This window comes from Nocardia seriolae NBRC 15557, from assembly GCF_007990715.1.
Taxonomy (GTDB): Bacteria; Actinomycetota; Actinomycetes; order Mycobacteriales; family Mycobacteriaceae; genus Nocardia; species Nocardia seriolae.
The window spans coordinates 11,814-35,158 of sequence record NZ_BJWY01000079.1; the positions used below are offsets into that span (position 1 = coordinate 11,814).

19 protein-coding genes and 3 pseudogenes are annotated in these 23,345 nt (G+C 69.3%); 16 read left to right on the plus strand and 6 right to left on the minus strand.

The window, feature by feature from the left end:
• The first annotated feature begins 122 nt into the window (after positions 1 to 122).
• The 5 genes from yajC to NS2_RS22650 all read left to right on the plus strand — a co-directional run bounded on the left by yajC (position 123) and on the right by NS2_RS22650 (position 5,870).
• Positions 123 to 500: a preprotein translocase subunit YajC gene (gene yajC, locus NS2_RS22630; RefSeq protein ID WP_063865038.1), complete on the plus strand. Its 378-nt coding sequence runs from the start codon at positions 123 to 125 to the stop codon at positions 498 to 500.
• 103 nt (positions 501 to 603) lie between these two features.
• Positions 604 to 2,289, plus strand: a complete 1,686-nt coding sequence (secD, locus tag NS2_RS22635) for a protein translocase subunit SecD (protein ID WP_071811956.1) — start codon at positions 604 to 606, stop codon at positions 2,287 to 2,289.
• 2 nt (positions 2,290 to 2,291) lie between these two features.
• On the plus strand, positions 2,292 to 3,527 hold the full coding sequence (gene secF, locus NS2_RS22640) for a protein translocase subunit SecF (RefSeq protein ID WP_033089439.1): 1,236 nt from the start codon (positions 2,292 to 2,294) through the stop codon (positions 3,525 to 3,527).
• Positions 3,528 to 3,547: 20 nt separating this feature from the next.
• Complete coding sequence (locus tag NS2_RS22645) at positions 3,548 to 5,260, plus strand: ABC transporter substrate-binding protein (protein ID WP_033089440.1); 1,713 nt, start codon at positions 3,548 to 3,550, stop codon at positions 5,258 to 5,260.
• A gap of 37 nt (positions 5,261 to 5,297) precedes the next feature.
• Positions 5,298 to 5,870: an adenine phosphoribosyltransferase gene (locus tag NS2_RS22650; RefSeq protein ID WP_033089441.1), complete on the plus strand. Its 573-nt coding sequence runs from the start codon at positions 5,298 to 5,300 to the stop codon at positions 5,868 to 5,870.
• Positions 5,871 to 5,886: 16 nt separating this feature from the next.
• Here NS2_RS22650 and NS2_RS37735 read toward each other — a convergent pair whose 3' ends face one another.
• The gene (locus NS2_RS37735) at positions 5,887 to 6,609 is read right to left on the minus strand and encodes a lipase family protein (RefSeq protein ID WP_052086738.1); all 723 of its coding nucleotides are present in this window, start codon (positions 6,607 to 6,609) and stop codon (positions 5,887 to 5,889) included.
• A 58-nt stretch (positions 6,610 to 6,667) separates the two neighbouring features.
• Positions 6,668 to 6,811: pseudogene (locus NS2_RS37740) on the minus strand (lipase family protein); the annotation flags it as partial.
• A 109-nt stretch (positions 6,812 to 6,920) separates the two neighbouring features.
• Between NS2_RS37740 and NS2_RS37745 the strand changes: the two are divergent.
• Positions 6,921 to 7,130: a hypothetical protein gene (locus tag NS2_RS37745; RefSeq protein ID WP_052086739.1), complete on the plus strand. Its 210-nt coding sequence runs from the start codon at positions 6,921 to 6,923 to the stop codon at positions 7,128 to 7,130.
• Positions 7,131 to 7,476: 346 nt separating this feature from the next.
• The gene (locus NS2_RS22660; RefSeq protein WP_158544064.1) at positions 7,477 to 8,667 is read left to right on the plus strand and encodes a PucR family transcriptional regulator; all 1,191 of its coding nucleotides are present in this window, start codon (positions 7,477 to 7,479) and stop codon (positions 8,665 to 8,667) included.
• Positions 8,668 to 8,678: 11 nt separating this feature from the next.
• Here the strand turns inward: NS2_RS22660 and NS2_RS22665 are convergent, their stop codons facing one another.
• Positions 8,679 to 8,966 carry a hypothetical protein gene (locus tag NS2_RS22665; protein WP_045438561.1) on the minus strand — a complete coding sequence of 96 codons (288 nt, stop codon included), beginning with the start codon at positions 8,964 to 8,966 and terminating at the stop codon, positions 8,679 to 8,681.
• Between the two features lie 135 nt (positions 8,967 to 9,101).
• On the opposite strand from NS2_RS22665, the gene NS2_RS22670 reads away from it, so the two are divergent.
• From NS2_RS22670 to NS2_RS22690, 5 genes are all read left to right on the plus strand, one after another.
• Positions 9,102 to 11,081 (plus strand): peptidoglycan DD-metalloendopeptidase family protein, encoded by a 1,980-nt coding sequence (locus tag NS2_RS22670; RefSeq protein WP_052486720.1) that lies wholly within the window; start codon positions 9,102 to 9,104, stop codon positions 11,079 to 11,081.
• A gap of 157 nt (positions 11,082 to 11,238) precedes the next feature.
• The gene (locus tag NS2_RS22675; RefSeq protein ID WP_033089426.1) at positions 11,239 to 11,718 is read left to right on the plus strand and encodes an RrF2 family transcriptional regulator; all 480 of its coding nucleotides are present in this window, start codon (positions 11,239 to 11,241) and stop codon (positions 11,716 to 11,718) included.
• 213 nt (positions 11,719 to 11,931) lie between these two features.
• A complete protein-coding gene (locus NS2_RS22680; RefSeq protein WP_230464928.1) occupies positions 11,932 to 13,074 on the plus strand; it encodes an MFS transporter in 1,143 nt (380 codons plus the stop codon).
• Positions 13,075 to 13,235: 161 nt separating this feature from the next.
• Positions 13,236 to 14,834, plus strand: coding sequence for an ABC-F family ATP-binding cassette domain-containing protein (locus tag NS2_RS22685; RefSeq protein ID WP_033089428.1), 1,599 nt, complete (start codon positions 13,236 to 13,238; stop codon positions 14,832 to 14,834).
• Between the two features lie 151 nt (positions 14,835 to 14,985).
• Complete coding sequence (locus NS2_RS22690; RefSeq protein ID WP_033089429.1) at positions 14,986 to 17,352, plus strand: RelA/SpoT family protein; 2,367 nt, start codon at positions 14,986 to 14,988, stop codon at positions 17,350 to 17,352.
• Between the two features lie 77 nt (positions 17,353 to 17,429).
• Here NS2_RS22690 and NS2_RS22695 read toward each other — a convergent pair whose 3' ends face one another.
• Complete coding sequence (locus tag NS2_RS22695; protein ID WP_033089430.1) at positions 17,430 to 18,404, minus strand: dimethylarginine dimethylaminohydrolase family protein; 975 nt, start codon at positions 18,402 to 18,404, stop codon at positions 17,430 to 17,432.
• A gap of 100 nt (positions 18,405 to 18,504) precedes the next feature.
• Here NS2_RS22695 and NS2_RS22700 point away from each other — a divergent pair, with 100 nt between their 5' ends.
• From NS2_RS22700 to NS2_RS37750, 3 genes are all read left to right on the plus strand, one after another.
• Positions 18,505 to 19,416, plus strand: coding sequence for a patatin-like phospholipase family protein (locus NS2_RS22700; protein WP_033089431.1), 912 nt, complete (start codon positions 18,505 to 18,507; stop codon positions 19,414 to 19,416).
• A 48-nt stretch (positions 19,417 to 19,464) separates the two neighbouring features.
• Complete coding sequence (ppnP, locus tag NS2_RS22705) at positions 19,465 to 19,773, plus strand: pyrimidine/purine nucleoside phosphorylase (protein ID WP_033089432.1); 309 nt, start codon at positions 19,465 to 19,467, stop codon at positions 19,771 to 19,773.
• 89 nt (positions 19,774 to 19,862) lie between these two features.
• Positions 19,863 to 20,735 carry an LLM class flavin-dependent oxidoreductase gene (locus NS2_RS37750; RefSeq protein ID WP_033089433.1) on the plus strand — a complete coding sequence of 291 codons (873 nt, stop codon included), beginning with the start codon at positions 19,863 to 19,865 and terminating at the stop codon, positions 20,733 to 20,735.
• Positions 20,736 to 21,103: 368 nt separating this feature from the next.
• On the opposite strand, the pseudogene NS2_RS37755 reads toward NS2_RS37750, so the two are convergent.
• Positions 21,104 to 21,381, minus strand: a pseudogene (locus NS2_RS37755) (epoxide hydrolase N-terminal domain-containing protein); the annotation flags it as partial.
• 53 nt (positions 21,382 to 21,434) lie between these two features.
• On the opposite strand from NS2_RS37755, the gene NS2_RS22720 reads away from it, so the two are divergent.
• Positions 21,435 to 22,445, plus strand: coding sequence for a helix-turn-helix transcriptional regulator (locus tag NS2_RS22720; RefSeq protein WP_228102751.1), 1,011 nt, complete (start codon positions 21,435 to 21,437; stop codon positions 22,443 to 22,445).
• 223 nt (positions 22,446 to 22,668) lie between these two features.
• On the opposite strand, the pseudogene NS2_RS37760 reads toward NS2_RS22720, so the two are convergent.
• A pseudogene (locus NS2_RS37760) lies at positions 22,669 to 23,292 on the minus strand (esterase/lipase family protein); the annotation flags it as partial.
• Positions 23,293 to 23,345: the final 53 nt, after the last annotated feature.

The window sequence follows — 23,345 nt, forward strand, 5'->3', positions numbered from 1 at the left end:
CAGCCCTGCGCGAAACACCGCCGCCACGATTACAGGTCGGCGCGCCTTCTCTCAGGGTCTACTGGCAGACTGTCTTGGAGAACGCCACCAACGACCTACTTGACTAGGGGCTGACTTCGACGATGGACCTTCTGCTGCCGCTGCTGCTGGTTGCTCTGCTCATCCCGATGTTCCTGGGCGTCCGCCGCCAGAAGCGCGAGATGGCCAAGGTGACCGAGATGCAGGACACCCTGAAGGTCGGCGACCGGGTCGTCACCACGTCGGGGCTCTTCGGCACCGTCGTCGAACTCGACGACACCAGCGTCGATCTGGAGATCGCGGAGGAGGTCGTCACCACCTGGCTGCGGCAGTCCATCCGCGAGGTGCGCAATGACGATGCCGCCGAGGACACCTCGACCGAGAGCGCGACCGATGCGGTCGCGGCCGAGAGCATCGAGCCCGCGTCCGTGAACGGCGCCGAGCCCGCCGCCGACGACGCGCCGAAGCTGACCAAGGACTGAGCACACCCCGCGCCATCGCCCGCCCCCTTGCCCGGCGGCCGGTGGCGCTGCGGTGTGTGACCACACCCGTTCCACCATCGACCCCGCCTAGGAGATAAGTACTGTGCCACCTTCTCAGGGAACGGCGCATCCGTTGCGCTTGCTCGGCGTCTACGCCGCGCTGGTGGCTTTGATGTTCGGCCTGATCTTCTTCACCGGCGACAAGGTCCACACCCCGAAGCTCGGCATCGATCTGCAGGGCGGTACCCGGGTCACCTTGACGGCCCGTACCCCGGACGGCGGCAAGCCGAGCCAGGACAGCCTGAAGAAGGCCCAGGACATCATCGAGAAGCGCGTCAACGGACTCGGCGTCGCCGGTTCCGAGGTCGTGATCGAGGGCGACAACCTGGTGATCACGGTCCCGGGTGAGGATGGCGCGCAGGCCAAGTCGCTGGCGACCACCGCCAAGCTCTACGTGCGCCCGATGCTGAACGTGACCGCCCCGCAGGTGGGCAAGGCGCCGCAGCAGCCCGCGGCGGGCCAGCCGACGACTCCGGCTCCGGCCACCGACACCGCGACGCCGACCAGCGTCCCGGCCGCGCCGAGCGCCGAGGCTCCGGCTCCGCAGAACCGGGTGTTCCCCGCGCAGGGCCCGACCACGCCGTCTCCGACTCCCACGCCGAAGGCGCCGAACGCGCAGCAGACCCAGCAGGAGATCGCCGCCGCGAAGGCGTTGCGCCAGAGCACCGATCAGACGGCCCAGCTCCAGGCCATGGCCACCATGGACTGCTCGAAGCCGGATCCGTTGCAGGGCAATGACGATCCGAATCTGCCGCTGGTCACCTGCAACACCGACGGCACCGAGGTCTACCTGCTCGACAAGTCCAAGCTCGACGGCCAGGAGATCAAGGACGCGTCCGGCACCCTGGACACCCGTCAGGGCCGCTGGGTGGTCAATGTCGAGTTCAAGTCCAGTGGTTCGGACGCCTGGGGCAACCTGACCAACGAATACGTCGGCAAGCAGCTGGCTTTCGCCCTCGACACCAAGGTCGTCAGCGCCCCGCGCGTCGCGTCCGGTGGACAGTTCGGTGGCAGCACCCAGATCTCCGGCAACTTCAACGGCACCTCCGCCAAGGAGCTGGCGAACTCGCTCAAGTACGGTTCGCTGCCGCTGTCGTTCGCGACCTCCGAGGCCGAGACGGTGTCGGCCACCCTGGGTTTGTCGTCGCTGCGCGCGGGCCTGATCGCCGGTGCCATCGGCCTGGTGGCGGTGCTCATCTACTGCCTGCTCTACTACCGCATGCTCGGCTTCCTGGCCGGTTTCTCGCTGCTCGCCGCCGGTGTGGCGGTGTACGCGCTGATCGTGCTGCTGGGCCGCTGGATCGGGTTCACCCTCGACCTGGCCGGTATCGCCGGTCTGATCATCGGTATCGGTATGACAGCGGACTCGTTCGTCGTCTTCTTCGAACGCATCAAGGACCAGATGCGCGAGGGCCGCAGCTTCCGCTCGGCGGTGCCGCGCGGCTGGCAGCGCGCGCAGCGCACCAACCTCTCGGGTAAGACGGTGTCGCTCATCGCCTCCGCGGTGCTGTACCTGCTGGCTGCCGGTCAGGTGAAGGGCTTCGCCTTCACCCTCGGTCTGACCACGGTGCTCGACGTCATCGTGCTGTACCTGGTGACCGCGCCGCTGATGATGCTGGTCTCGCGCTCGCCGTTCTGGGCGAAGCCGTCGGTGAACGGCCTGGGCGCTATTGCAGAGCTTGCACAGGAACGCAAGGCCACGGCCGGTGTCCTGGTGAAGGAGGCGTGATCATGGCCAAGTCCTCTCCCGTCGCGGTGGATCCCGACAACGAACTCGACTACGAGGAAGTCGTTTCGGGCAAGCAGCACAGTCTGTTCGAGCGGCTGTACACCGGCACCGGCGGTTTCGAGATCGTCGGCAAGCGCAAGATGTACTACGGCATCGCCGCGGTGCTCATGGCGATCGCCATCGCGAGCATGGCGATCAAGGGCTTCACCCTGGGCATCGACTTCGCGGGTGGTTCCCGCATCCAGCTGCCCGCCGCCGACGGCGTCACCACCTCGCAGGTGGACGAGGTCTACCGCGCGACACTGGGGCACGATCCGGTGACCACGCAGAAGGTGGGCTCGGGTTCCTCGGCCACCATTCAGCTGCGGTCGGATTCGCTGTCGGCCGAACAGGCCGACAAGCTGCAGAACGCGCTCTTCGACGCCTTCCACCCGAAGGATTCCAGCGGCGAGCCCAGCCGTAACGCCATCAGCGTGGCCGAGATCAGTGAGACCTGGGGTGGCCAGGTCACCCACAAGGCATTGCTGGCGCTGGTGGTGTTCGTGGCATTGACCATGGTGTACATCGCGATTCGCTTCGAGCGGGACATGTCGATCGCGGCCATCGGCTCGCTGTTCTTCAACCTGATCGTGACCGCGGGCATCTATTCGCTGGTCGGTTTCGAGGTGACGCCCGCGGCGGTCATCGGTCTGCTCACGATTCTGGGTTACGTGCTCTACGACAACGTGGTCGTCTTCGACAAGGTCGAGGCGAACACCCGCGGCGTGCTGCACCTGACCAAGCACACCTACGCGGAGAAGGCGAACCTGGCGGCCAACCAGACGCTGATGCGCTCGATCAACACCACCGTCATCGGCATCCTGCCGATCATCGGCATGCTGGTGATCGCGGTGTGGCTGCTGGGCGTCGGCACCCTCAAGGACCTGGCGCTGGTGCAGCTGGTCGGCATGATCGTGGGTGGCTACTCGTCGATCTTCTTCGCGGTGCCCCTGCTGGTGTCGCTCAAGGAGACCTGGGGTCCGGTGGCCGCGCACACCAAGAAGGTGCTGGCCCGTCGTTCCGGTGCGGGCTCCGCGCGCGTCGGTGCGGCCGCGGCCTCCCGCGCGGGTGCCGCCGCGCGCGGCTCGGATGCGGTCGCCAATGGTTTGGCGCGCGACCACGGTCCGCGCGGGCAGGCCACCGGAGCGCCGCGGCCCGGCGCGCGGCCGAGTGGGAAACGACAGAAGCGACGGCACTGACGCGCAGGGGGTTGCGGACGGTGAAGCAAGACCACAAAGTTGTGCGCCGCACCGCCGTAGCGCTGGTGGCGGGAACTCTCGCCGCCGGCGCGCTGGCGGGTTGTTCGTCCAAGAACCAGGTGCCCTCCATCGGGTACGGCGTGGACGCGGTCATCGCCAGTTACAACGGCGGCAGCACCCTGGGGGCGAACAGCGGTGCGGCCGCGGTGTTCTCACGGGTGCTGACCGGGTTCTTCTACACCGGGCCCGACGGGCAGCCGGTGGCCGACACCGATACCGGCACCGCCAAGGAGGTGCCGGGCGAGACGCAGACCATCCAGTACCGGCTCAGCCCGGAGGGCACCTACTCCGACGGTATCCCGACCTCGTGCGACGATCTGGTGCTGACCTGGGCGGCGCGCAGCGGACGGTTCACCAAGGCCGGTCCGGGCGGGCCGGTTCCGCTGTTCGACGCGGCGAGCACCGACGGCTACCGCGATATCGAGCGGGTCGACTGCCAGCCCGGATCCAAGGACGCCACCGTGGTGTTCCGGCCGGGCAAGCACTACATGCCGTGGAAGTCGCTGTTCAACGCCGCCGAGCTGATGCCCGCGCACGTGGTCGCGACCCAGGCGAAGGTGGCGAACGTGGTGACCCCGGTGCAGACCGGGGATCAGCCCACGCTCGAGCGCATCGCCGACTTCTGGAACAACGGCTGGAAGCTCAGCCCGGGCAAGCTGGATCTGACCGTGCTGCCGTCCTCGGGCCCGTACCGGATCGACTCCTTCGGTGACAAGGACGGTCTGGTGCTGGTGAAGAACGAGAAGTGGTGGGGCAATCAGCCCAGGACGCCGCGGATCGTGGTGTGGGACCGGCATTCCGACCTGAAGTCGAAAGTGGACGACAAGTCGGTCGGCGTGCTCGATGTCGGGGCGGGGTCGCTGGGTGATGTGAGCCTGAGCGGGTTCCACAAGCAGAACCTGCCCGGGCGCGGGGTCGAGCAGCTGGTGCTGGGCACCGACGGGGTGTTCGGGTCGGCCAATGCGCGCCGGGCGTTCGCGCTGTGCGTGCCGCGCCAGGCGCTGTTCGACAAGTTCGGGCACCCGGAGTACGACGTCAAGCTCGGGCTGGGCGCGGGAATGCTGAATTCGCGGACGGTGCAACAGGATTCGGTGTACTACCCGTCGATCTCCGGTCCCGGCGACAAGTACAAGGGCGGTGACGCTGTGCAGGCCGCGGCGTCCGCGGGGCTGGCGAACCAGACCGTGCGCATCGGCTATGTGAAGCCCGATGTGCGCCGCGCCGCCATGATCGCGGCCATCGCCGACGCCTGCAAGCCCGCCGGGATCACCGTGATCGACGCGGGCGCACCGGATTTCACCGCCTCCCAGCTCACCGAGGGCAAGGTGGACGCGATTCTCGGTGGCACCGCGGGCATGCCCGGTCCGTCCGGCACGCTGGCCGCCACCGACGCCATCGCCTCGCTGCGCACCGGTGCGGGCGAGAATTTCGGCCGGTTCGGTAACGGCCGCTACGATGCCATCGCGGATCAGCTTGCGGCCGACGACAACTCGGCCGCCACGCTGAACCTGCTGACCGAGCAGGAGAACCTGCTCTGGGGTGAGATGCCCTCGATTCCGCTGTTCGCCGGTCCCCGCACCATCGGGTTCGGCGACGGCATGGAGAACGGCATCGCCAGCCCCACCCGGGCGGGTGCGGGCTGGAACATGGATCGCTGGGTACTGAAACGGTGAACGCCGTGGTGGCGTGGTGGATGAGGAGTGGGTGCAGATGAGCAAGCACGAGATGCTGGAGACGGCCGAGGTGGCGGGAGAACGGGCGGCCAAGGCCGCCGAAGCGGTGCGGCGGCTGACCCGCTGGCACGACGATTTCCCGACCGCGGGCGTGCGTTTCGCCGATCTGACACCGGTCTTCGCGGACTCCGACGGCTTTCGCGCGGTGCTGGACTGCTTCGCCGCCTGCGCCCCCGACGCCGACCTGGTGGCGGGCGTGGACGCGCGCGGCTTCCTGCTGGGCGCGGGCGTCGCGGCGGTGCTGGGCACCGGCGTGGTGGCGGTCCGCAAGGCGGGCAAGCTGCCGCCGCCGGTCCACAGCCGCGAGTACACCCTCGAATACGGTTCCGCCGCACTGGAGATCCCGGCCGACGGCATCGACCTGAAGGGCCGCCGGGTGCTGCTGCTCGACGATGTGCTCGCCACCGGTGGCACCCTCGCCGCGGCGGCCGAGCTGTTCACCGCCGCCGGGGCCGAGGTGGCCGCGGCGGCGGTGGTGCTCGAGCTCGGGTTCCTCAACGGCCGGGCGCGCCAGGGCGCCTACCCGGTCACCTCGATCGTCCAGCTCTGAGCCGCAGCCGATTCGACTATCTGCCCGCGCCGATGGCCTGACCGAACAGGGCGGCCACGGCGGTGGGGAGGATCTCCTCGAGGGTCTGCCAGAAGCGGGGTTCGGCCATGACGAAGGTCGGATCGGTGATGGTGCAGCCCTCGGGGGCGGCCACGCCGTTGAGCCGGTCCCGCAGCCAGTGGAATGCGCCCGGCAGGTGCCCAGGGATCCCGGAGATGTGCTCGGCCAGCAGTTCCCGCTCGTAGACGACACTGGGTGCGCCCTCGGCGCAGTACTTGCCGACCAGGCGATCCACGCCCGCATTGGGCAGGATCTCGTCGTACTGGGCGTGATGGATGTACACCGGCATGGACGGGGTGCGCTGGCCGAGGGAGTTCTCGGCCAGGAACCGCTGGACAGCCGGGGCTTGCAGCGGATCACCCCGGTAGCTCAGCGCTCCGAGGTAGTCGTAGAACGGCACCAGCGTGGTGCCCATCGGGTGGCACAGCACCTGTTTGGAGGCCAGCAGCACCTTCGCGACCGGATCCACCACGCTGTCGCGCAGCATGTCCCGCACCTCCGGGTATTCGCCCGCGATCCCGGCGAAGACGCCCAGAACCAGGCCGGAGTACAGGCCGCGGTTGTTGTGCGTCAGTTCGGCCGGATAGTCGGCGGCGGCGATACCGCCCGCCGCGACGCCGACGATATTCAGTTCCGGCGCATAGTCTTTCGCGATCTCGGCGGCGAACGAGGACGGCACCGTGCCACCCCGAATAGCCCCACAGCGCGGTCGGGGTGTCCGCGCCGGAAAGCTGTGCGGGGGAGAAGCTCTCGGCGGCCCGGATGCCGTCGAGGGTGGCCTGGGCATTGAGCTTCGAAGTGCCGTAGGAGGAATGCGGCCCCTCGTAGTCGGGCACCACCACCGTCCAGCCCTGGCCGACGCCCGCGGCGACCGGGATCATCGTCTCGGCGGCATTGACGTAGTCCAAAGGCAGTGCGCCGGACTGGATCACGTACGACGGCGCGCAGTACTGGGCCGCGCTGTCCTCGGCGATCTGATACGACAGCAGCTTGCGGCCGCCCGCGGGCGCGGGCCCGCGCGGCACCAGCACCGTGGTGACCGTCGAAATGGCCTCGCCGAAGCTGTTGGTGGTGCGATACGACAGCTGCCAGGCATCGATATTGAGCTGCACCAACCCGAAGAACGCCGGATCGATGCGCCGCGCCCGCAGGATCTCACCCGGCTGCGCGGCCGCCACCTGCCCGGCCGGGGGTGAATAGAAGTCGTCGACCTCGGGCGGCAGGGTGATGGCGGGGGGCGGTTCCACGGCGACATCCCTGGAAGGTTCGGCGTAGGCGGTGGTGTGTGCCGCTATCAGCACTCCGGCGGCAGCTCCCGCGGTGAGCAGCCGTCCCCATCCTTGACCGGTCATCGGTCCTCTTTCGTAGCCACGACAGTGTGGGCTAAACCGTCTCAGGCGAAGGCCATCCCAGTCTCTGTGCGCGGACTCAGGGTTGCGCGATCGGATTTGTTCGAATGACAGGGTGGCCGGATCCACCGGCGGCTATTCGCCCAGTTGGATTCATTTGCCGTGCGAACGGATTCGGTCGCGGTCACAATGTGCCGGTGAGCACCGCACCCGAAGAACCCGCCCCCGTCTCGGACTTCCTGACGGCCCACCTGTCCGAGGCCGCCCGCGAGATGACGGCCGCGGTGGTGCGCAGCGTCCCCGATTACGAACAGCTGCCGCGCGAGCTGATCGAACAGGACCTCATCCATCGGGCCGAGGACAATCTGCGACTGTTCGTGCGCCTGCTCGCCGAGGGGCGCGAACCGCGGCCCGCCGACCTGGACGGCATGATCGATGTCGCGGTACGCCGTGCGCGCGAGGGCATTCCGCTCGACTCGGTGCTGTCGGTGTACCACCAGGGTGCCCTCGCGGCCTGGAATTTCATGGCGGCGCACGCGAACACGAGCGCCGAGCGCGACGACCTGCTGGCCACGGTGCCGCAGCTGCTGCGGTATCTGGGCATCGTGATCCCCGGGGTCGCCGGGTCGTATCTGCACGAGCGCCAGGATCTGCACTGGGAGCAGCGCGAGGCCAAGCGCGCGCTGGCGCAGGCCCTGTTGCAGGGCAAACCCGCCGAGCTGCTGGCCGAGCGGTTCGGGATCGTGCTGGGCGGCTACCACGCGGTGGCGCTGCGCACCGCCGACGCGGTCGCGACCGCGGACGGGGCGCGCCCGGCCATGCGGGTGATCCACGGTGAGATCGACGCGCTCTCGCCGCTGGCGCTGACCGTGCTGGATCGGGCCGGGGGCTGGGTGCTGGTGCCGGTGAGCGAACCACTTGCCCGCCTCGATGCCGCGGTGGCCCGGATCGCATCCGCCGCCGGTGTCCGGGTGATAGCCGGAACGGCTACCGCGGCAACGGTTTCCGAGATTCCCGCGCGCGCCGAGGAAGCGGGGGAGATCGCCCGGCTGGCCCTCGGATTGGGGCGGCCGACCGGTGTGTATCGCATGTCGGACCTCGCCCTGCAATACCAGTTCGCGCGCCCCGGCCCCGCCCGCACCTGGCTGCTCGGGCTGCTCGCCCCCCTGGCCGAACACCAGCACCTGATGGACGCGCTGCGCGCCTATCTGGCCCACGACCACAATCGCGTCGCCGCCGCCGAGTCCCTGGTGGTGCACCGCAATACGCTCAACTACCGCCTCAACCGCGTCGCCGCCCTGACCGGCTACGACCCCGGCCGCTCCGAGCACACGCCGCTGTTCGCCGCGGCTCTGACCGCGTTCGACCTGGCCGCCGCCGACCTCTAGCGGGCACGGCGCTACCGGGCGATGACCCGGGCGGCGAAGCCGGTCACGATCAGCCAGAAGACCGCCGCCAGGCCGTAATTGAGAATGATGTCGAAGTCCACGCTGCCGGTGTGGAACAGCCCGGGGAAGAACAGTGCCAGTGGTTCGGCGAGCCCCTTGATGAAGGTGAAGAACTTGTTGGACTGATCCGCGTTGAGGATCAGCAGCAGGATGTACACGCCCTCGATGAGGGCGAACAGCGCACCGACGCCGCTGATGATGCGCGCGGCGTGGATTTCATTGTGGGCTGTGTACGGCATAGGGGAGGGATGCCCGTTGTGTGCCGGTTGAAACGACCGGGCCCCCTCGATTCGGCGTGTGCTGGTCCGTGAATCCGCGTGTCGGCCATGGCATGATGTCCGGGTGATCAGCGCGGCGGCCGGGAGCGGCAGGGCGTGAAGCCCAAACTCCTCGTGGGTGGGACGGTCGGCCTGATATTGGGGCTGATGACCCTGGTTCTCGTCATCATTCTGCCCGCGTCCGAGACCTCTTGCGGCCCGGGCACACCCAGCCTGCCCACCGCCACCTCGAGCCGCACCGAACCCAACTGCCCCACCACCGGATCACCGGTCGAGACGGGTCTGGGCGACGGGGCGCTGCGGGTGCTGCGCTGCACGGTCGCGCACTTCGGGATGATGGACATGCGCGGCCTGGTCGACGACGCCGCCGCGCCGGACCTGAAGTCCGGGCGCGCCGTGGAATTCATCGTCGGCACCGATTCCGGCAAGGGCGACGCCATCGTGTCGTTCCTGCAGGAGAACGCGGCCGCCTTCCGCGTCGACTACCTGATCTGGAAGCAGCGCAGCTGGACTCCCGGCGCGGTCGCCGGCACCGACTGGAAGCCCCTCGACGATCGCGGCGACGCGGCCCGCAACCACCTGGACCGCGTGCAGGTCACCATCAAGGACGCCGCCCCCACCTCCACCGTGCTCGCGCCCGCCAACGCCTCCATGGCGGCCGCGCCGGGCACGGTGAACGAGGCGGGCAGCATCATCGGGGCCGGGCGGCACCAATACCCGATCTCCCCAAGCCAATTCACCGTCAGCGACACCTTCGGCGCGCGCGGCGGCACCCACATGGGCATCGACATGGCGGCCCCGAACGGCACGCCCATCTACGCGGCCGCGGACGGCCTGGTGGTGGCCTCGGGCGCGGCCTCCGGATTCGGCGACTGGGTCGTCATCGACTCCCTCGACGGCAGCGGCCGCCGGTACTCCACCGTGTACGGGCACATGTACGACAACGGCATCTTCGTGCGCACCGGCGATATCGTGCAGATGGGCCAGCACATCGCCGATGTCGGCAGCAATGGCGAATCCTCGGGCCCGCACCTGCATTTCGAACTGGTACCGGGCGGGCGGCTGATCGGCGGGCACCAGGTCGACCCGATGCCGTGGCTGGCGGGCGGCTCGATTCCCGTGCCCAGCATGCCCTACTGCGAGAACGGATTCGGCACCGCGGGCGGCAATCTCGCCTCCGGCAGGGTCCCGGCCGAGCTCGAGATCTGGTACCGCCGCGCCGGGTCGCTGTGCCCGGAGATCAGCGCCTCGCTGCTGGCCGCCCAGGCGCAGGCCGAATCCGGCTTCCGCGCCGACGCCGTCTCCCCGGACGGCGCGCAGGGCATCGCCCAGTTCATGCCCGGCACCGCCAAGGCGCTGGCCCCCGACGGACAGCCCTACATCATCGACGCCGACGGCGACGGCGTGGCCAGCGCGCTCGAACCCGCCGACGGCATCATCGGCCAGGGCCGCTACATGTGCTCGATCGCCAAGACCATCGAGGGCTGGATGAGCGAGGGCAAGGTCTCCGGCGACCTGACCGCCCTCACCATCGCCGCCTACAACGCCGGTGAGGGCGCCGTGCTGGCCTCGGGCGGCATGCCCAACCAGATCGCCCGCCACTTCACCGAGACGCGGCCGTACGTGCAGCGCATCCTGGCCGCCGAACCCGGCTTCCGCAGCCTCGGCAGCGACGGGCGCTTCCAGGCCGACGACCGCGCGGACCTGGGCCCGCAGATCGTGGCCGCCGGACAGCAATGGCTCGGCACGCCTTACGTTTTCGGCGGCGGCGGACCCGGCGGACCGACCGACGGCGGATTCGACCAGGCGGGCTTCACCGCCGCCGCGGTCTTCGCCGCCAGCGGCAGCACCGTCACCCTGCCGCGCACCGCCGAACAGCAGTGGGAACAGGGCGTGGAGATCCAGCTGATCAATGCCAAGCCCGGTGACCTGGTCTTCGGAGCCTTCGGCCCGCGCGGCCCCTCCGACGTCGGCGTCTACACCGGCAGCGGCCGCATGCTGCACGCCGAATCGGGCGGCAAGGTCGCCGAGGTCCCGCTGTCCAACGGCATGAAGGCCCGCCGCATCGGCCGCTGAGCCGCGGGCACCGAGCTGTGCTGGGCACCGAGTCGCGCGGTGCGGTCCGCCTCGTGCGACTCGGTGCTGGCCGTCGTGTTGCTGTGGGCTCTCCTACGGTGGTCGGCGCTCATATCTCGATTGGCGGATATATTCGGGACATGTACTATCCCTATTCATGTTGATGAGCGAGGGCGTCGAGTGGGGACTGCACTGCTGCTTGACCCTGGCCTGGCTCGACGACCACGCGCCCATCGCCACCGCGCGGCTGGCCCTGATGTACGAACTGCCGCCCGAGTACCTGAAGAAGCGCCTGCAACCGCTGGTGCGCGAGGGCATTCTCGAATCCACGCCGGGGTCGCGCGGGGGATACCGCCTGGCCCGCGCACCCGAACGCGTCACTCTCATGGACGTGGTCGCCGCCGTCGAGGGCCGCACGGAGGCGTTCCGCTGCACCGAGATCCGCCGCCGCGGCGCGGGCGCGACCGCGACCGCCGCCGACTTCACCAAACCCTGCGGCATCGCCAAGGCCATGGGCCGCGCCGAGCTGGCCTGGCGACGCGAACTGGCGAGCCAGACCGTCGCCGACCTGCTGGCCGAAACCCCCGCCGCCTCCAAGGCCCGCGCCCGCCGCTTCTACGAAAGCCTCACCGGCTGAAGACTTTCCGCCCGCGTTGACCAACCCGGCCCCGCGCCGGGTTTTTCTGGAAGGAGATTCGGGATGACTAATATCCCGGTTAGCGAAGAGTCGTCCACGCTTGCGGCCACAGCGGCCCCGGCACCGACCCGGGGCGCAGGCGCGCCCCCGAACGCCGCAGCGAGCGAGGACCGGGCCGCAGCCGTGCCGCGGGCGGCATCGGAGCCGAACGGATTGCGACGCACGCTGATTCTGGCGCTGGGCACCTTCGCCGTCGGCACCGACTCGTTCATCCTGGCCGGGTTCCTGCCGGATCTGGCGGATTCCCTGCGGGTTTCGACCGCGACCGCCGGGCTGGCGGTGACGGTGTTCGCCGCGGCCTACGCCCTCGGGTCGCCGGTGCTGGCCACGTTCACCGCGCGGCTGCCCCGGCGCACCCTGCTGGTGTCGGCGCTGCTGGTCCTGGCGCTGGGAAATCTGGGATCCGCACTGGCGCCGACCTTCTGGGCGCTGCTGGCCACCCGCGTCCTGGCTGCGCTCGGGGCAGCGGCGTTCACACCGAACGCGGGCGCGGTCGCCTCGGCCCTGGTGCGACCGGAGGCGCGAGCCCGCGCGCTCGCCGTGGTGATCGGCGGACTGACCATCGCGACCGCACTCGGCGTGCCGCTCGGCGACCTGCTCGGCCAGTGGCTGGGCTGGCGATCGGCGCTCCTCGGCGTGGCGCTGGTGTGTCTGATGGCGGCGTCCGGCGTCGCGGCATGGGTGCCCCCACTGCCCGGGAATCCCTATGTGCCGCTGGGCACTCGGCTCGCAGTGCTGCGCAACCGCTCGGTCGCGGCGGTACTGCCGCTGACCGTGCTCGGCATGGCCGCGGCCTACACGGTCTACGCCTACGCCGTCCCCGCCCTGGGGGCAATGGGAATCGGTGCGACCTCGACCGCGTGGGTGCTGATGCTCTACGGCGCAGGCGCGGTCGCGGGAAACCTGTCCTCGGGCTACGCCACCGACCGCTGGGGCGCAACCAGGGTGCTGACCACCGGATACGTGACGATGGCCCTCGCACTGGGTGTGCTGGGTGTGCTGGCCGCCACCGCTGCGCGGCTGCCCCTGCTGGTCTCCCTGCCCGCCATCGCCTGGGGCGCGGCCAGCTGGTGCCAGACCCCCGCGCAGCAACATCGCCTCATCGCCGCCGCCCCGCACGAATCGGGCCTGGTCGTGGCCCTCAACGCCTCCTGCATCTACTTCGGCATCGGAGCCGGAACACTGCTCGGCGGCGTCACCATCGGCCACGGTGCCGCGGCCGCGTTCGGCCTGGCTGCGGCGCTGGCGGTGGTGGCGCTGGGATATCTGCGGATCACCGCCGCGACGGCGCGCTGAGACCCGGCTCACCGAATATGTTGTTGCGCTGCCCCGTTGATGCCCGTTACCGTTGCCGAGTTCCATTCCCGTCCGATCGGAGACATGCCGTTGCTCTTCTGAGTTGATCGCCGAGTGGCCCGCAGTCGCGCGCCGCATTCGCTCAGCTCCGGGAGGCCCGCATGTCTATGCCTGTTATTTCCATTTCCGATCTCACCTTCGTGTGGCCCGACGGCACCGAAGTCTTCGACGGTCTCGACGCCCAATTCGGGCCCGGTCACATCGGTCTGGTCGGGAGCAATGGCGTGGGGAAATCGACCCTGTTCCGGCTGGTTACCGGTGAGCTGCGCGCTGTGCGCGGTTCGGTGTCCGTGCCGGGGCGGTTCGGGTATCTGCGGCAGGATCTCGGGCTGGCCGCCGGGCAGCGGGTCGATGCGGTGCTCGGGCTGGCCGGGATTCGAAAGGCGTTGCACCGCATCGAATCCGGGACGGGGGACGAGGCCGATTTCGATACCGTGGGCAGCGCCTGGGATATCGAGGAACGTGCGGTGGCGCTGCTCGGGCGGCTCGGATTGCATTACGTCGCGGGCGATGTCACGCAGCTGGATCGCCGCCTGGACACTCTGTCCGGGGGTGAGACGGTGCTGCTGGGCCTGGTCGCCGAGCTGCTGCGCGAACCCGACGTGCTGCTGCTGGACGAACCGACGAACAATCTCGATCAGGTGGCGCGCGGGCGTCTCTACGAGGTCGTCGGTCAGTTCCCCGGGACCGTGCTGACCGTCAGCCACGACCGGGAACTCCTGGACCGCGTGGACGCCATCGCCGAACTGCGTCAGGGCGAGATCCGGTGCTTCGGTGGCAATTTCACCGAGTACGAGCGGATCGTCGAGGCCGAGCAGCAGGCCGTCCGCGCGGCCGTGCGCGAGGCCCGCAGCGATGTCCGCAAGCAGTCGCGCGAGCTGGTCGAGGCACGCATCAAGCTGGATCGGCGGCTGCGCTACGGGCAGAAGATGTGGGATCAGAAACGCGAACCCAAGATCGTCATGGCCGAACGCAGACGCCAGGCGCAGGTGTCGGCGGGCAAGCTGCGCAACAACCACATCGGCAAGGTCGAGGAGGCCAGGGATCATCTCAGCGATATGCAGGAGCGGGTGCGCGACGACCGTGAGATCCGGGTCGACCTGCCCGGCACCCGGTTGTATCCGGGGCAGGACGTGCTCGAGCTGAACGAAGTCCGGCTGGCGTGCGGGCCGACGGTGACGCTGAAGATCACCGGCCCCGAACGCATCGCGCTCACCGGCCGCAACGGCATCGGCAAAACCACGCTGCTGCACCGGATCCGGGAGTCCGGGCCGAAGGTGGCCTGGCGCATGCTGCCGCAGCGCCTGGACGTCTTCGACGAGTCCCGCTCGGTCTTCGAGAACGTGGCGGCAACCGCGCCGCACGCCGCACCCGAACGGATCCGCGCCCAGCTGGCCCGCTTCCTGTTCCGGGGCGGCGACGCCGACGTCCCGGCCGCCGCCCTCTCCGGCGGCGAGCGCCTGCGAGCGGCCCTGGCCATGCTGCTGCTGGCCGAGCCCGCACCGAAGCTGCTGCTGCTCGACGAGCCGACCAACAACCTCGACCTGCCGAGCCTCGCCCATCTCACCGAGGCCCTCGCCGGCTTCGAGGGCGCGCTGATGGTGGTGAGTCACGACCCGCGCTTCCTCGCCGGAATCGGGGTGACAAGGCGGCTGGAACTGACCGCCGGCGGGCTGGTGGAGTCTCCCGGTGAACAGTGAGCTGACCGGGTACAGTTCACCTCTCCGGGACCGTTCCCACCGGCGGCCGCGGCCGTCCCGGTCGGGATCGGAATCCAGGACTAAAGTGGATGATCTGGGTGGTTGAACGGTCCGATATGGTTTTCCGATCGAGGCCGCGAGCGGAGGTGGCATGACACAGCAAATGGAGCAGGCGAACTCGGGGCAATCGTCCGAGGGCGGGTCCGCCACCCCATCGGCCAATGGCCAGTCCGCTGCCGCCGCTCGCAATAGCACCGCCGTCCCCACCTCCGCCTCCCGCCGCGTCCGCGCGCGCCTGGCGCGGCGCATGACCGGGCAGCGCGGCATCGCCGCCGTCAAACCGGTGCTCGAGCCGCTGGCCACCGTGCACCGCGAGCTGTACCCGAAGGCGAATCTGGCTCTGCTGCAACGGGCTTTCGACGTCGCCGACGAGAAGCACCAGCACCAGTTCCGCAAGTCCGGCGACCCGTACATCACCCACCCGCTGGCCGTCGCCAACATCCTGGCCGAGCTGGGCATGGACACCACCACGCTGGTGGCCGCGCTGCTGCACGACACCGTCGAGGACACCGGGTACTCGCTCGACGAGCTGACCGCCGAATTCGGCACCGAGGTCGCCCACCTGGTGGACGGCGTCACCAAGCTGGACAAGGTCAACCTGGGCGCGGCCGCCGAGGCCGAGACCATCCGCAAGATGATCATCGCCATGGCCCGCGACCCCCGCGTGCTGGTGATCAAGGTCGCCGACCGGCTGCACAACATGCGCACCATGCGCTTCCTGCCGCCGGAGAAGCAGGCCAAGAAGGCGCGCGAAACCCTCGAAGTGATCGCGCCGCTGGCACACCGCCTCGGTATGGCCACCGTCAAGTGGGAGCTCGAGGACCTCGCGTTCGCGATCCTGCACCCCAAGAAATACGACGAGATCGTGCGACTGGTCGCCGACCGCGCGCCCTCGCGCGACACCTACCTGGCCAAGGTGCGCGCCGAGATCGTGAACACCCTGGCCGCCAGCCGGATCAACGCGGTCGTGGAAGGCCGTCCGAAGCACTACTGGTCAATCTATCAGAAGATGATCGTCAAGGGTAAGGACTTCGACGACATCCACGACCTGGTCGGCATCCGCATCCTCTGCGACGAAGTGCGCGACTGTTACGCCGCGGTCGGTGTCGTGCACTCGCTGTGGCAGCCCATGGCCGGGCGGTTCAAGGACTACATCGCCCAGCCGCGCTACGGCGTCTACCAGTCTTTGCACACCACCGTGGTCGGACCCGACGGCAAGCCTCTGGAAGTGCAGATCCGCACCCAGGACATGCACCGGACCGCCGAGTTCGGCATCGCCGCGCACTGGCGGTACAAGGAGACCAAGGGCAAACACTCCAACGACAACAACGAAGTCGACGACATGGCGTGGATGCGCCAGCTGCTCGACTGGCAGCGGGAGGCCGCCGACCCGGCGGAGTTCCTGGAGTCGCTGCGCTTCGACCTCAAGTCGCCGGAGATCTTCGTGTTCACGCCCAAGGGCGATGTGATCACGCTGCCGCAGAAGTCCACCCCCGTGGACTTCGCCTACGCCGTGCACACCGAGGTCGGGCACCGCTGCATCGGCGCGCGCGTCAACGGGCGCCTCGTCGCGCTGGAACGGCAGCTGGAGAACGGTGAGGTCGTCGAGATCTTCACCTCCAAGGCCCAGAACGCCGGACCCTCGCGCGACTGGTCCAACTTCGTGGTGTCCCCGCGCGCCAAGGCCAAGATCCGGCAGTGGTTCGCCAAGGAACGCCGCGAAGAGGCACACGAGGCCGGCAAGGACGCCATCAGCAAGGAGGTCCGGCGTTCGGGCCTGCCGTTGCAGCGCCTGATGAGCGTGGACGCCATGAGCGCGCTGGCCCACGAACTGCACTACACCCACATCTCCGCGCTCTACGCGGCCGTCGGCGAGAACCAGGTCTCCGCGCACCACGTGGTGCAGCGGCTCATGGCCCAGCTCGGCGGCGTCAGCGATGTCGAGAACGAACTGGCAGAGCGGTCCACCCCGTCCACCGTCCCGTCACGCCAGCGCACCACCGGCGATGCGGGCGTGGAGATTCCGGGCGCGCCCGGCACGGTCTCCAAGCTGGCCAAGTGCTGCACCCCGGTGCCCGGCGACGAGATCATGGGCTTCGTGACCCGCGGCGGCGCGGTCAGCGTGCACCGCACCGACTGCACCAACGCCGACTCCCTGCGCTCGGAACCCGAACGCATCATCGAGGTCAAGTGGGCGCCCTCACCTTCCTCGGTCTTCCTGGTCGCCATCCAGATCGAGGCCCTCGACCGCACCCGCCTGCTCTCCGACGTCACCAAGGTCCTCGCCGACGAAAAGGTCAACATCCTCTCCGCCGCCGTCACCACCTCCGGCGACCGAGTCGCCATCTCCAAGTTCACCTTCGAGATGGGCGACCCGAAACACCTGGGCCACCTGCTCAACGTGGTCCGCAACGTGGAAGGCGTCTACGACGTCTACCGCGTGACCTCCGCCGCATAGGCGGCCTGCTTTTCCGCGAGGTGCGGCCAGCCGAACGACCGTTCGGCTGGCGGGTCTCCTGGATGTCGCGACGACCGTCAGTCGGCGCGCAACAGAGGCTGGGTGGAGCAGCGGAAGGCGCCGCCGAAGATGCGGGTGACCGCGAAGTCGATGTATTCGACGGTGATGCCGTGGGTTTCGAGTTTCGCGCCGACGTGTTCGAATTCCGGGTCGGTGACGTAGGTTTCGGGGTTGATGGGCAGGCCGTTGGTGGCCATGGCGGCGGCCTCGTCCTCGGTGACCTCGATGCGGTCCCAGTCGCGCAGGCGGTGGGGGAGACCGTCGGGCAGGCGGGCCGGGCAGGCGATGAGCAGGCCCTCACGAACCAGGCTCAGGGCGCAGTCCAGGTGCAGGACGTGGCGGCGGAGGCGGACCGGGATGACGGTGAACCCGTGCGGGCGAAGATATTTCGACAGCCAGGCGATGCCGAGGGCATTGGTGGCCATGCCGGAGATACCGACGAAGACCTCCTTGTCGAGCACCAGCACATCACCGCCCTCGAGGAAGGGCCCCGGCCCGGGCCGCCCGATGCCGGGGGTGGGCAGCGAAACATAGTGCGCGTCCGAAGGTATGACCCGTTCGATCAGCAGATCGCGGCTCGGCAGCACCTCGAGGCGGCGATGCGGGAATTGCAGCACGCCCTCGACGACGTGCTCGCCGACGGTGAACCACGGATCGCGGACGAAGAAGTTGGCGTACCCGGCCGCCCCCGCGGCGGCCTTCTCGGCCGGGGTGAACAGCCGCGGCCGCAGCACTTCGACCCCGTGCCGCCGCAGCACGGCCGCGAGCTCCTCGCGCTCGGCCTCCCAGCGTCTCTGCCGGTCGGGGTAGACCGCGCCGAAGTCCTTGCCCCACACCGCATCCAGTAATTCGGCCGCGGCCGGTTCCACCGGGATCTCGGGGCCCACCATCGCGGCGTCGGCGGGTGCGCGGAACTCGCACCGCGAGACCACCACCGTCCGCAGCGGCGCGAATTCGCTGACGGCCTCGACCCGGGCGGTTCCAGCAGCCATGGCAGGAAACCATAATCGCTGGATCGGCCGGTCCGACGGTCCCGCGCACACCGCGCGCGTCACATTGCCCGTCATTCGCCGACAGTCGTAGGGTCGACGCGTGGGCACCGAAGGCAAGCGGGTCAAACTTGCCCTGGGCAGCGGCGGTGCGCGCGGCTACGCGCACATCGGGGTGATCGCCGAACTCCAGGCGCGCGGCTACGAGATCGTCGGGGTGGCCGGATCCTCGATGGGGGCGCTGGTCGGCGGGCTGTTCGCGGCCGGGCGGTTGGATGAATTCACCTCCTGGGCAACCGCTCTCGGGCAGTTCGAGGTGGCGCGGCTGCTGGATCCGGCGTTCAGCGAGCCGGGCGTCATCCGGGCCGGGCGGGTCCTGGACCGCATTCGCGAGATGCTCGGGGAACTGCGTATCGAGGATCTCGCGATTCCCTATGTCGCGGTGGCCACCGATCTCACCACGGGCCGGTCGATCTGGTTCCGGACCGGTGAGCTCGATGCCGCCATCCGCGCCTCGATCTCCATCCCGGGATTCATCACGCCGGTCCTGCACGACGGTCACGTGCTGGTGGACGGCGGCGTCCTCGACCCGTTGCCCGTGGTGGCGACCATGGCGCTGGGGGCCGCGGATCTCACCATCGGCGTGGATCTCTCGGGTGCGCCCGATCCGGCCTACGACCGCGCCCAGCCGCGTACGAACTGGTTCACCCAGTGGTGGCGGGCCTCGGCCCAGCGACTGGGGCGCGCCCCGGCCGAGACTCCCGACGACCCGCCGCCGCCGCTCAGCAGCGTCCGGGCCACCGATGTGGCGCAGCGGGCCATCGACATCATGCTCGCCGCCATCACCCGCCAGCACCTGGCCGCCCACCCGCCGGACCTGGTGATCTCGGTGCCCCAGAACATCTGCGGCACCATGGATTTCCATCGCGCCGGGCCCATCATCGAACAGGGCCGGATGCTGGCCGCCGCGGCCCTGGACGCCATGCCCGACGGCGTCCCGCCGCCGGTGCGCTGAACCGACCACCCCGCCGGGTTGCCCGGAGGTCGCGGGTACGATCGCCGCATGAAGTTCGAGAATGTCACCGTCACCAAGCGCGCCAACGTCTACTTCGATGGCAAGTGCGTCAGCCACAGCATCGAGCTGGCCGATGGCACCAGCAAGTCCGTCGGTGTCATCCTCCCCGCCACCCTGACCTTCAACACGGGCGCGCCGGAGATCATGGAGCTGCTCGAGGGCTCCTGCAACGTCACCCTGGCCGGTGAGACCGAGGCCACCGCCTACAAGGGCGGCGAGTCCTTCTCGGTGCCGGGCGACTCCAGCTTCGTGATCGAGGTCATCGAGCCCGTCCACTACGTCTGCCACTTCGGCTGATCCGAACCCCCGTGTGGCCCGGTCTCGCGAATGCGGCCGGGCCACAGCTTTTTCGGCTGTCCGTCACCCGCCCGTGGTAGGCATGAGACATGACGACGCTGGGTGCGGTGTTCCGGCCGCAGAATCCACCGGAGCGACTGCGGGACGTGGTGCGCGCGGCCGACGAGACCGGGCTCGACGAACTGTGGCTGTGGGAGGACTGCTTCCTCGAAGGTGGAATCTCCACCGCCGCAGCCGCTTTGGCGTGGAGCGAGCGAGTGCGGATCGGCGTCGGGGTGCTGCCGGTGCCGCTGCGGAACGTGGCCGTCACGGCGATGGAGATCGCCACCCTGGAACGGATGTTCCCCGGTCGCGGGATCTGGGGCGTGGGCCACGGCGTCCAGGAGTGGATGGAGCAGGTGGGCGCGCGGGCCGCCTCACCGGTGACGCTGCTGCGCGAATACCTCGACGCGTTGCGCGGATTGCTCGACGGGCAGCGAATCACGGTGAAGGGCAGCTATGTTCAGCTCGACGACGTCGCCCTGGACTGGCCACCGACCACCGCTCCGCCGATCCTGGCCGCCGCGAAGGGGCCGAAGACCATGCGGCTGGTCGGCGAGTCCGCCGACGGAATGGTCCTCGACAACTCCGCCTCGGCTGAGCGGATTCGCGCCGCCGCCGATATCGTGGCCGCCGCACGCTCCGAATCGCTTGCGGCACAGCCCTATCCGATCGTCGTGTACCTGCTCGCCGCCACCGGCCCCGGCGCCGCGGACCGGGTGGCGGCCGAGCTGCGGGCCAAGGAGCGCGACGCCATCCCCGACCTCGGCGTGGCCGGTGACGCCCGGGCCATCGCCGACACGGTGATCCGGTGGACCGAGGCCGGTGCGACCAGCGTGGTCCTGCAACCCACCGGCGACGAACCGGACCCGGTCGGATTCGTCCGTTTCGTCGCCGAGCAGGTCGGGCCCCTGCTGCCCTGAAGGCCGAGCTCAGCGCAAGGCGCGGAAGAACTCCCGGATATCGCCGACCAGCAGTTCGGGTTCTTCGAGCGCCGCGAAGTGCCCGCCGCGATCCACGTCCACCCAGCGCCCTGCACGCCGTAGCGCCGGTGACCGAGGCGGTTCATGAGTTCGGCCCAGACCCGTCCGATGCGGGCCCGGGTCCAGCCGGTGTCGTGCACCGGCCCGGAGAACCCGAACCCGGGCAGGGCGGGGATGATCACGTGGAAGGCGTCGGCCGGATCGCCGCCGTGCGCGCCCGGATCGGTCAGCGGGCCGATGACGTCGAGGAATTCGGCGATCGAGCCGGGCCAGCCGTGGGTCAGCAGCAGCGGGACCGCGTCCGGCGCGGCCGAGCGGACGTGCAGGAAGTGATGCGCTGCCCCTCGATCGCGGTGACGAACTGCGGGTAGCGGTTGAGTTCGGCCTCGGCGGCCCGCCAGTCGTAGCCGGTGTGCCAGTACTCGACCAGTTCGCGCAGCCAGTGCACCGGGACGCCGGTGTCCCAGTCGTCGCCGGGCAGCGGTGCGGGCAGCCGCGCGGCCGCGAGCCGGTCCCGCAGGTCATCGAGCTGTTCTTGCGGAATATCGATGCGGAAGGGAGTGATCTCATCGCTTATGGAGAACACGCTAGGAGCGAGCTAGGACAGCTTCCGCCCTAGCGGTGGGGCAGAATCGGGAAATGCTGGAATCCTCGGCCAGACTGCTGCGCCTGCTGTCGCTGTTGCAGACCCCGCGCGAGTGGAGCGGCGCGGAACTGGCCGCGCAACTCGAGGTGGACGTGCGCACCGTGCGCCGGGATATCGAAAAGCTGCGCACCCTCGGCTATCCCGTGCACGCCGTCGCCGGTGCGGCCGGATATCGGCTGGGCGCGGGCGCGAACCTGCCGCCGCTGCTGCTCGACGACGAGGAGGCCATTGCCGTGGCCATGGGGTTGCGGACCGCGGCCGGTGGCACCATCGCCGGCATCGAGGAGAGTTCGCTGCGGGCGCTGACCAAAGTCGAACAGGTGCTGCCGTCGCGGCTGCGCCATCGGATGACCGCGCTGCAGGAGGCCACGGTCACCGTGCCCGCCGGCGGCCCGCGCGTGGATCCCGACACCCTCACCGCCCTCGCCGCGGCCATTCGCGACCACCACCGGCTGCGTTTCGACTACCGCACCCACGACGGCGAAACCTCCCGCCGCACAACCGAACCCCATCGTCTGGTGCACACCGGGCGGCGCTGGTACCTGACCGGCTGGGATGTGGATCGCGAGGATCGGCGCACCTACCGGGTGGACCGGCTCACCCCGCGCGTGCCCACCGGGCCGCGCTTCACCCCGTGCGAGGCCCCCGACGCGGCGGATCTGGTGTCGCACGGGGTCACCGTCGCGCCCTACCGCTATCGCGCCCGCGTCACCCTGCTGACCTCCGCTCACCCGCCGCTTCCACGCCGCCTACGGCACCACCCCGCAGCGCTGGCGCGCCCAGGCCGCGGGCGAGGGTTGATGGAACGCTCTACGATGACCGGAGTGAACCTCAGAGCAGCCAGGGACTGGCGGCGCAGACCAGACCGGCGGCCGGGTTCAGGGCGTGCAGGGCCAGCGAGACCGCGCGCGGGGAGAACAGCATCGAGTTGTGGTCGGAGGTGTCGGCCGCGCAGCCGTCCTGGAGCAGGACATTGTGGACCGTCGCGCCCGGGCCCGCGGTGAGATAGGTGGCCGAATACGGGGTGGACACCTCGTCGTATTGGTCGGCGACGATCGTGTAATCGATTCCGGGCAGGGTGTCACCGCCGTCGTTGAGGCGGGTGAGCACGGGTGAACCCTGTAATTGCTGAATTCCCGCGTGGCCGATGAGGGTTTCGGTCGGGGCGCCGACATCGATTCCGAGCGCTCCCTTGAAAACGCCTAGCAGATTTCCCAATCCGCTCAATATGGTGCCGTGATTGGTGGCGCCGAACGTGATCACATGGGCGACTTTGTTGTTACCCGGATTACTCGCGTCGGCACCGCCGTCGAATTTCAGATATTGGCGGATCACCACGCCGCCCTGGGAATGCCCGACGGTATCCACCTGTGCCGCGCCGGTGGCCGCGAGCACCCGGTCGACGAAGCCGCCCAGTTGCGCACCGGATTCCTCGATGTGGCCGGTGGCCCCGATGGTGGGCTGCACCAGGCCCGCGCCCGGGGCGTTCGCGCGGCCGTAGTTGAAGGTGAAGACGCAGTACCCCTGCTTGGCCAGCTCCGGGCCCATGTACGCGTACGCGCTGTAGGCGCTGGCCCAGGTGCCGTGCACGAGCACGACCGGACGGGGATGGGCCGCATCGGGTTTGCAGGACCAGTCGTCGGTGCCCTGCGGCGCGGCATCGGGATTCGCCAGCCCGTAGGCGATGGCGGCGGTCTCGTCGGTCAGCTCCGGGCCGTATCCGGCGGTATCGGAGGAATGCGAGCCGTCCGGCGGATCCGCCACGGCCGCCGGGGAATTCAGTCCGATCGTGAGCGCCGCGGTGGCGCCGGCGAATGCGGCTGTGACGAGCGAACGCGGGGTGTGCTTCATATCCTGCTTCTTCCTCGGAATGGAAACTGCGAGTGAGGAAGACGCTAGTGTCG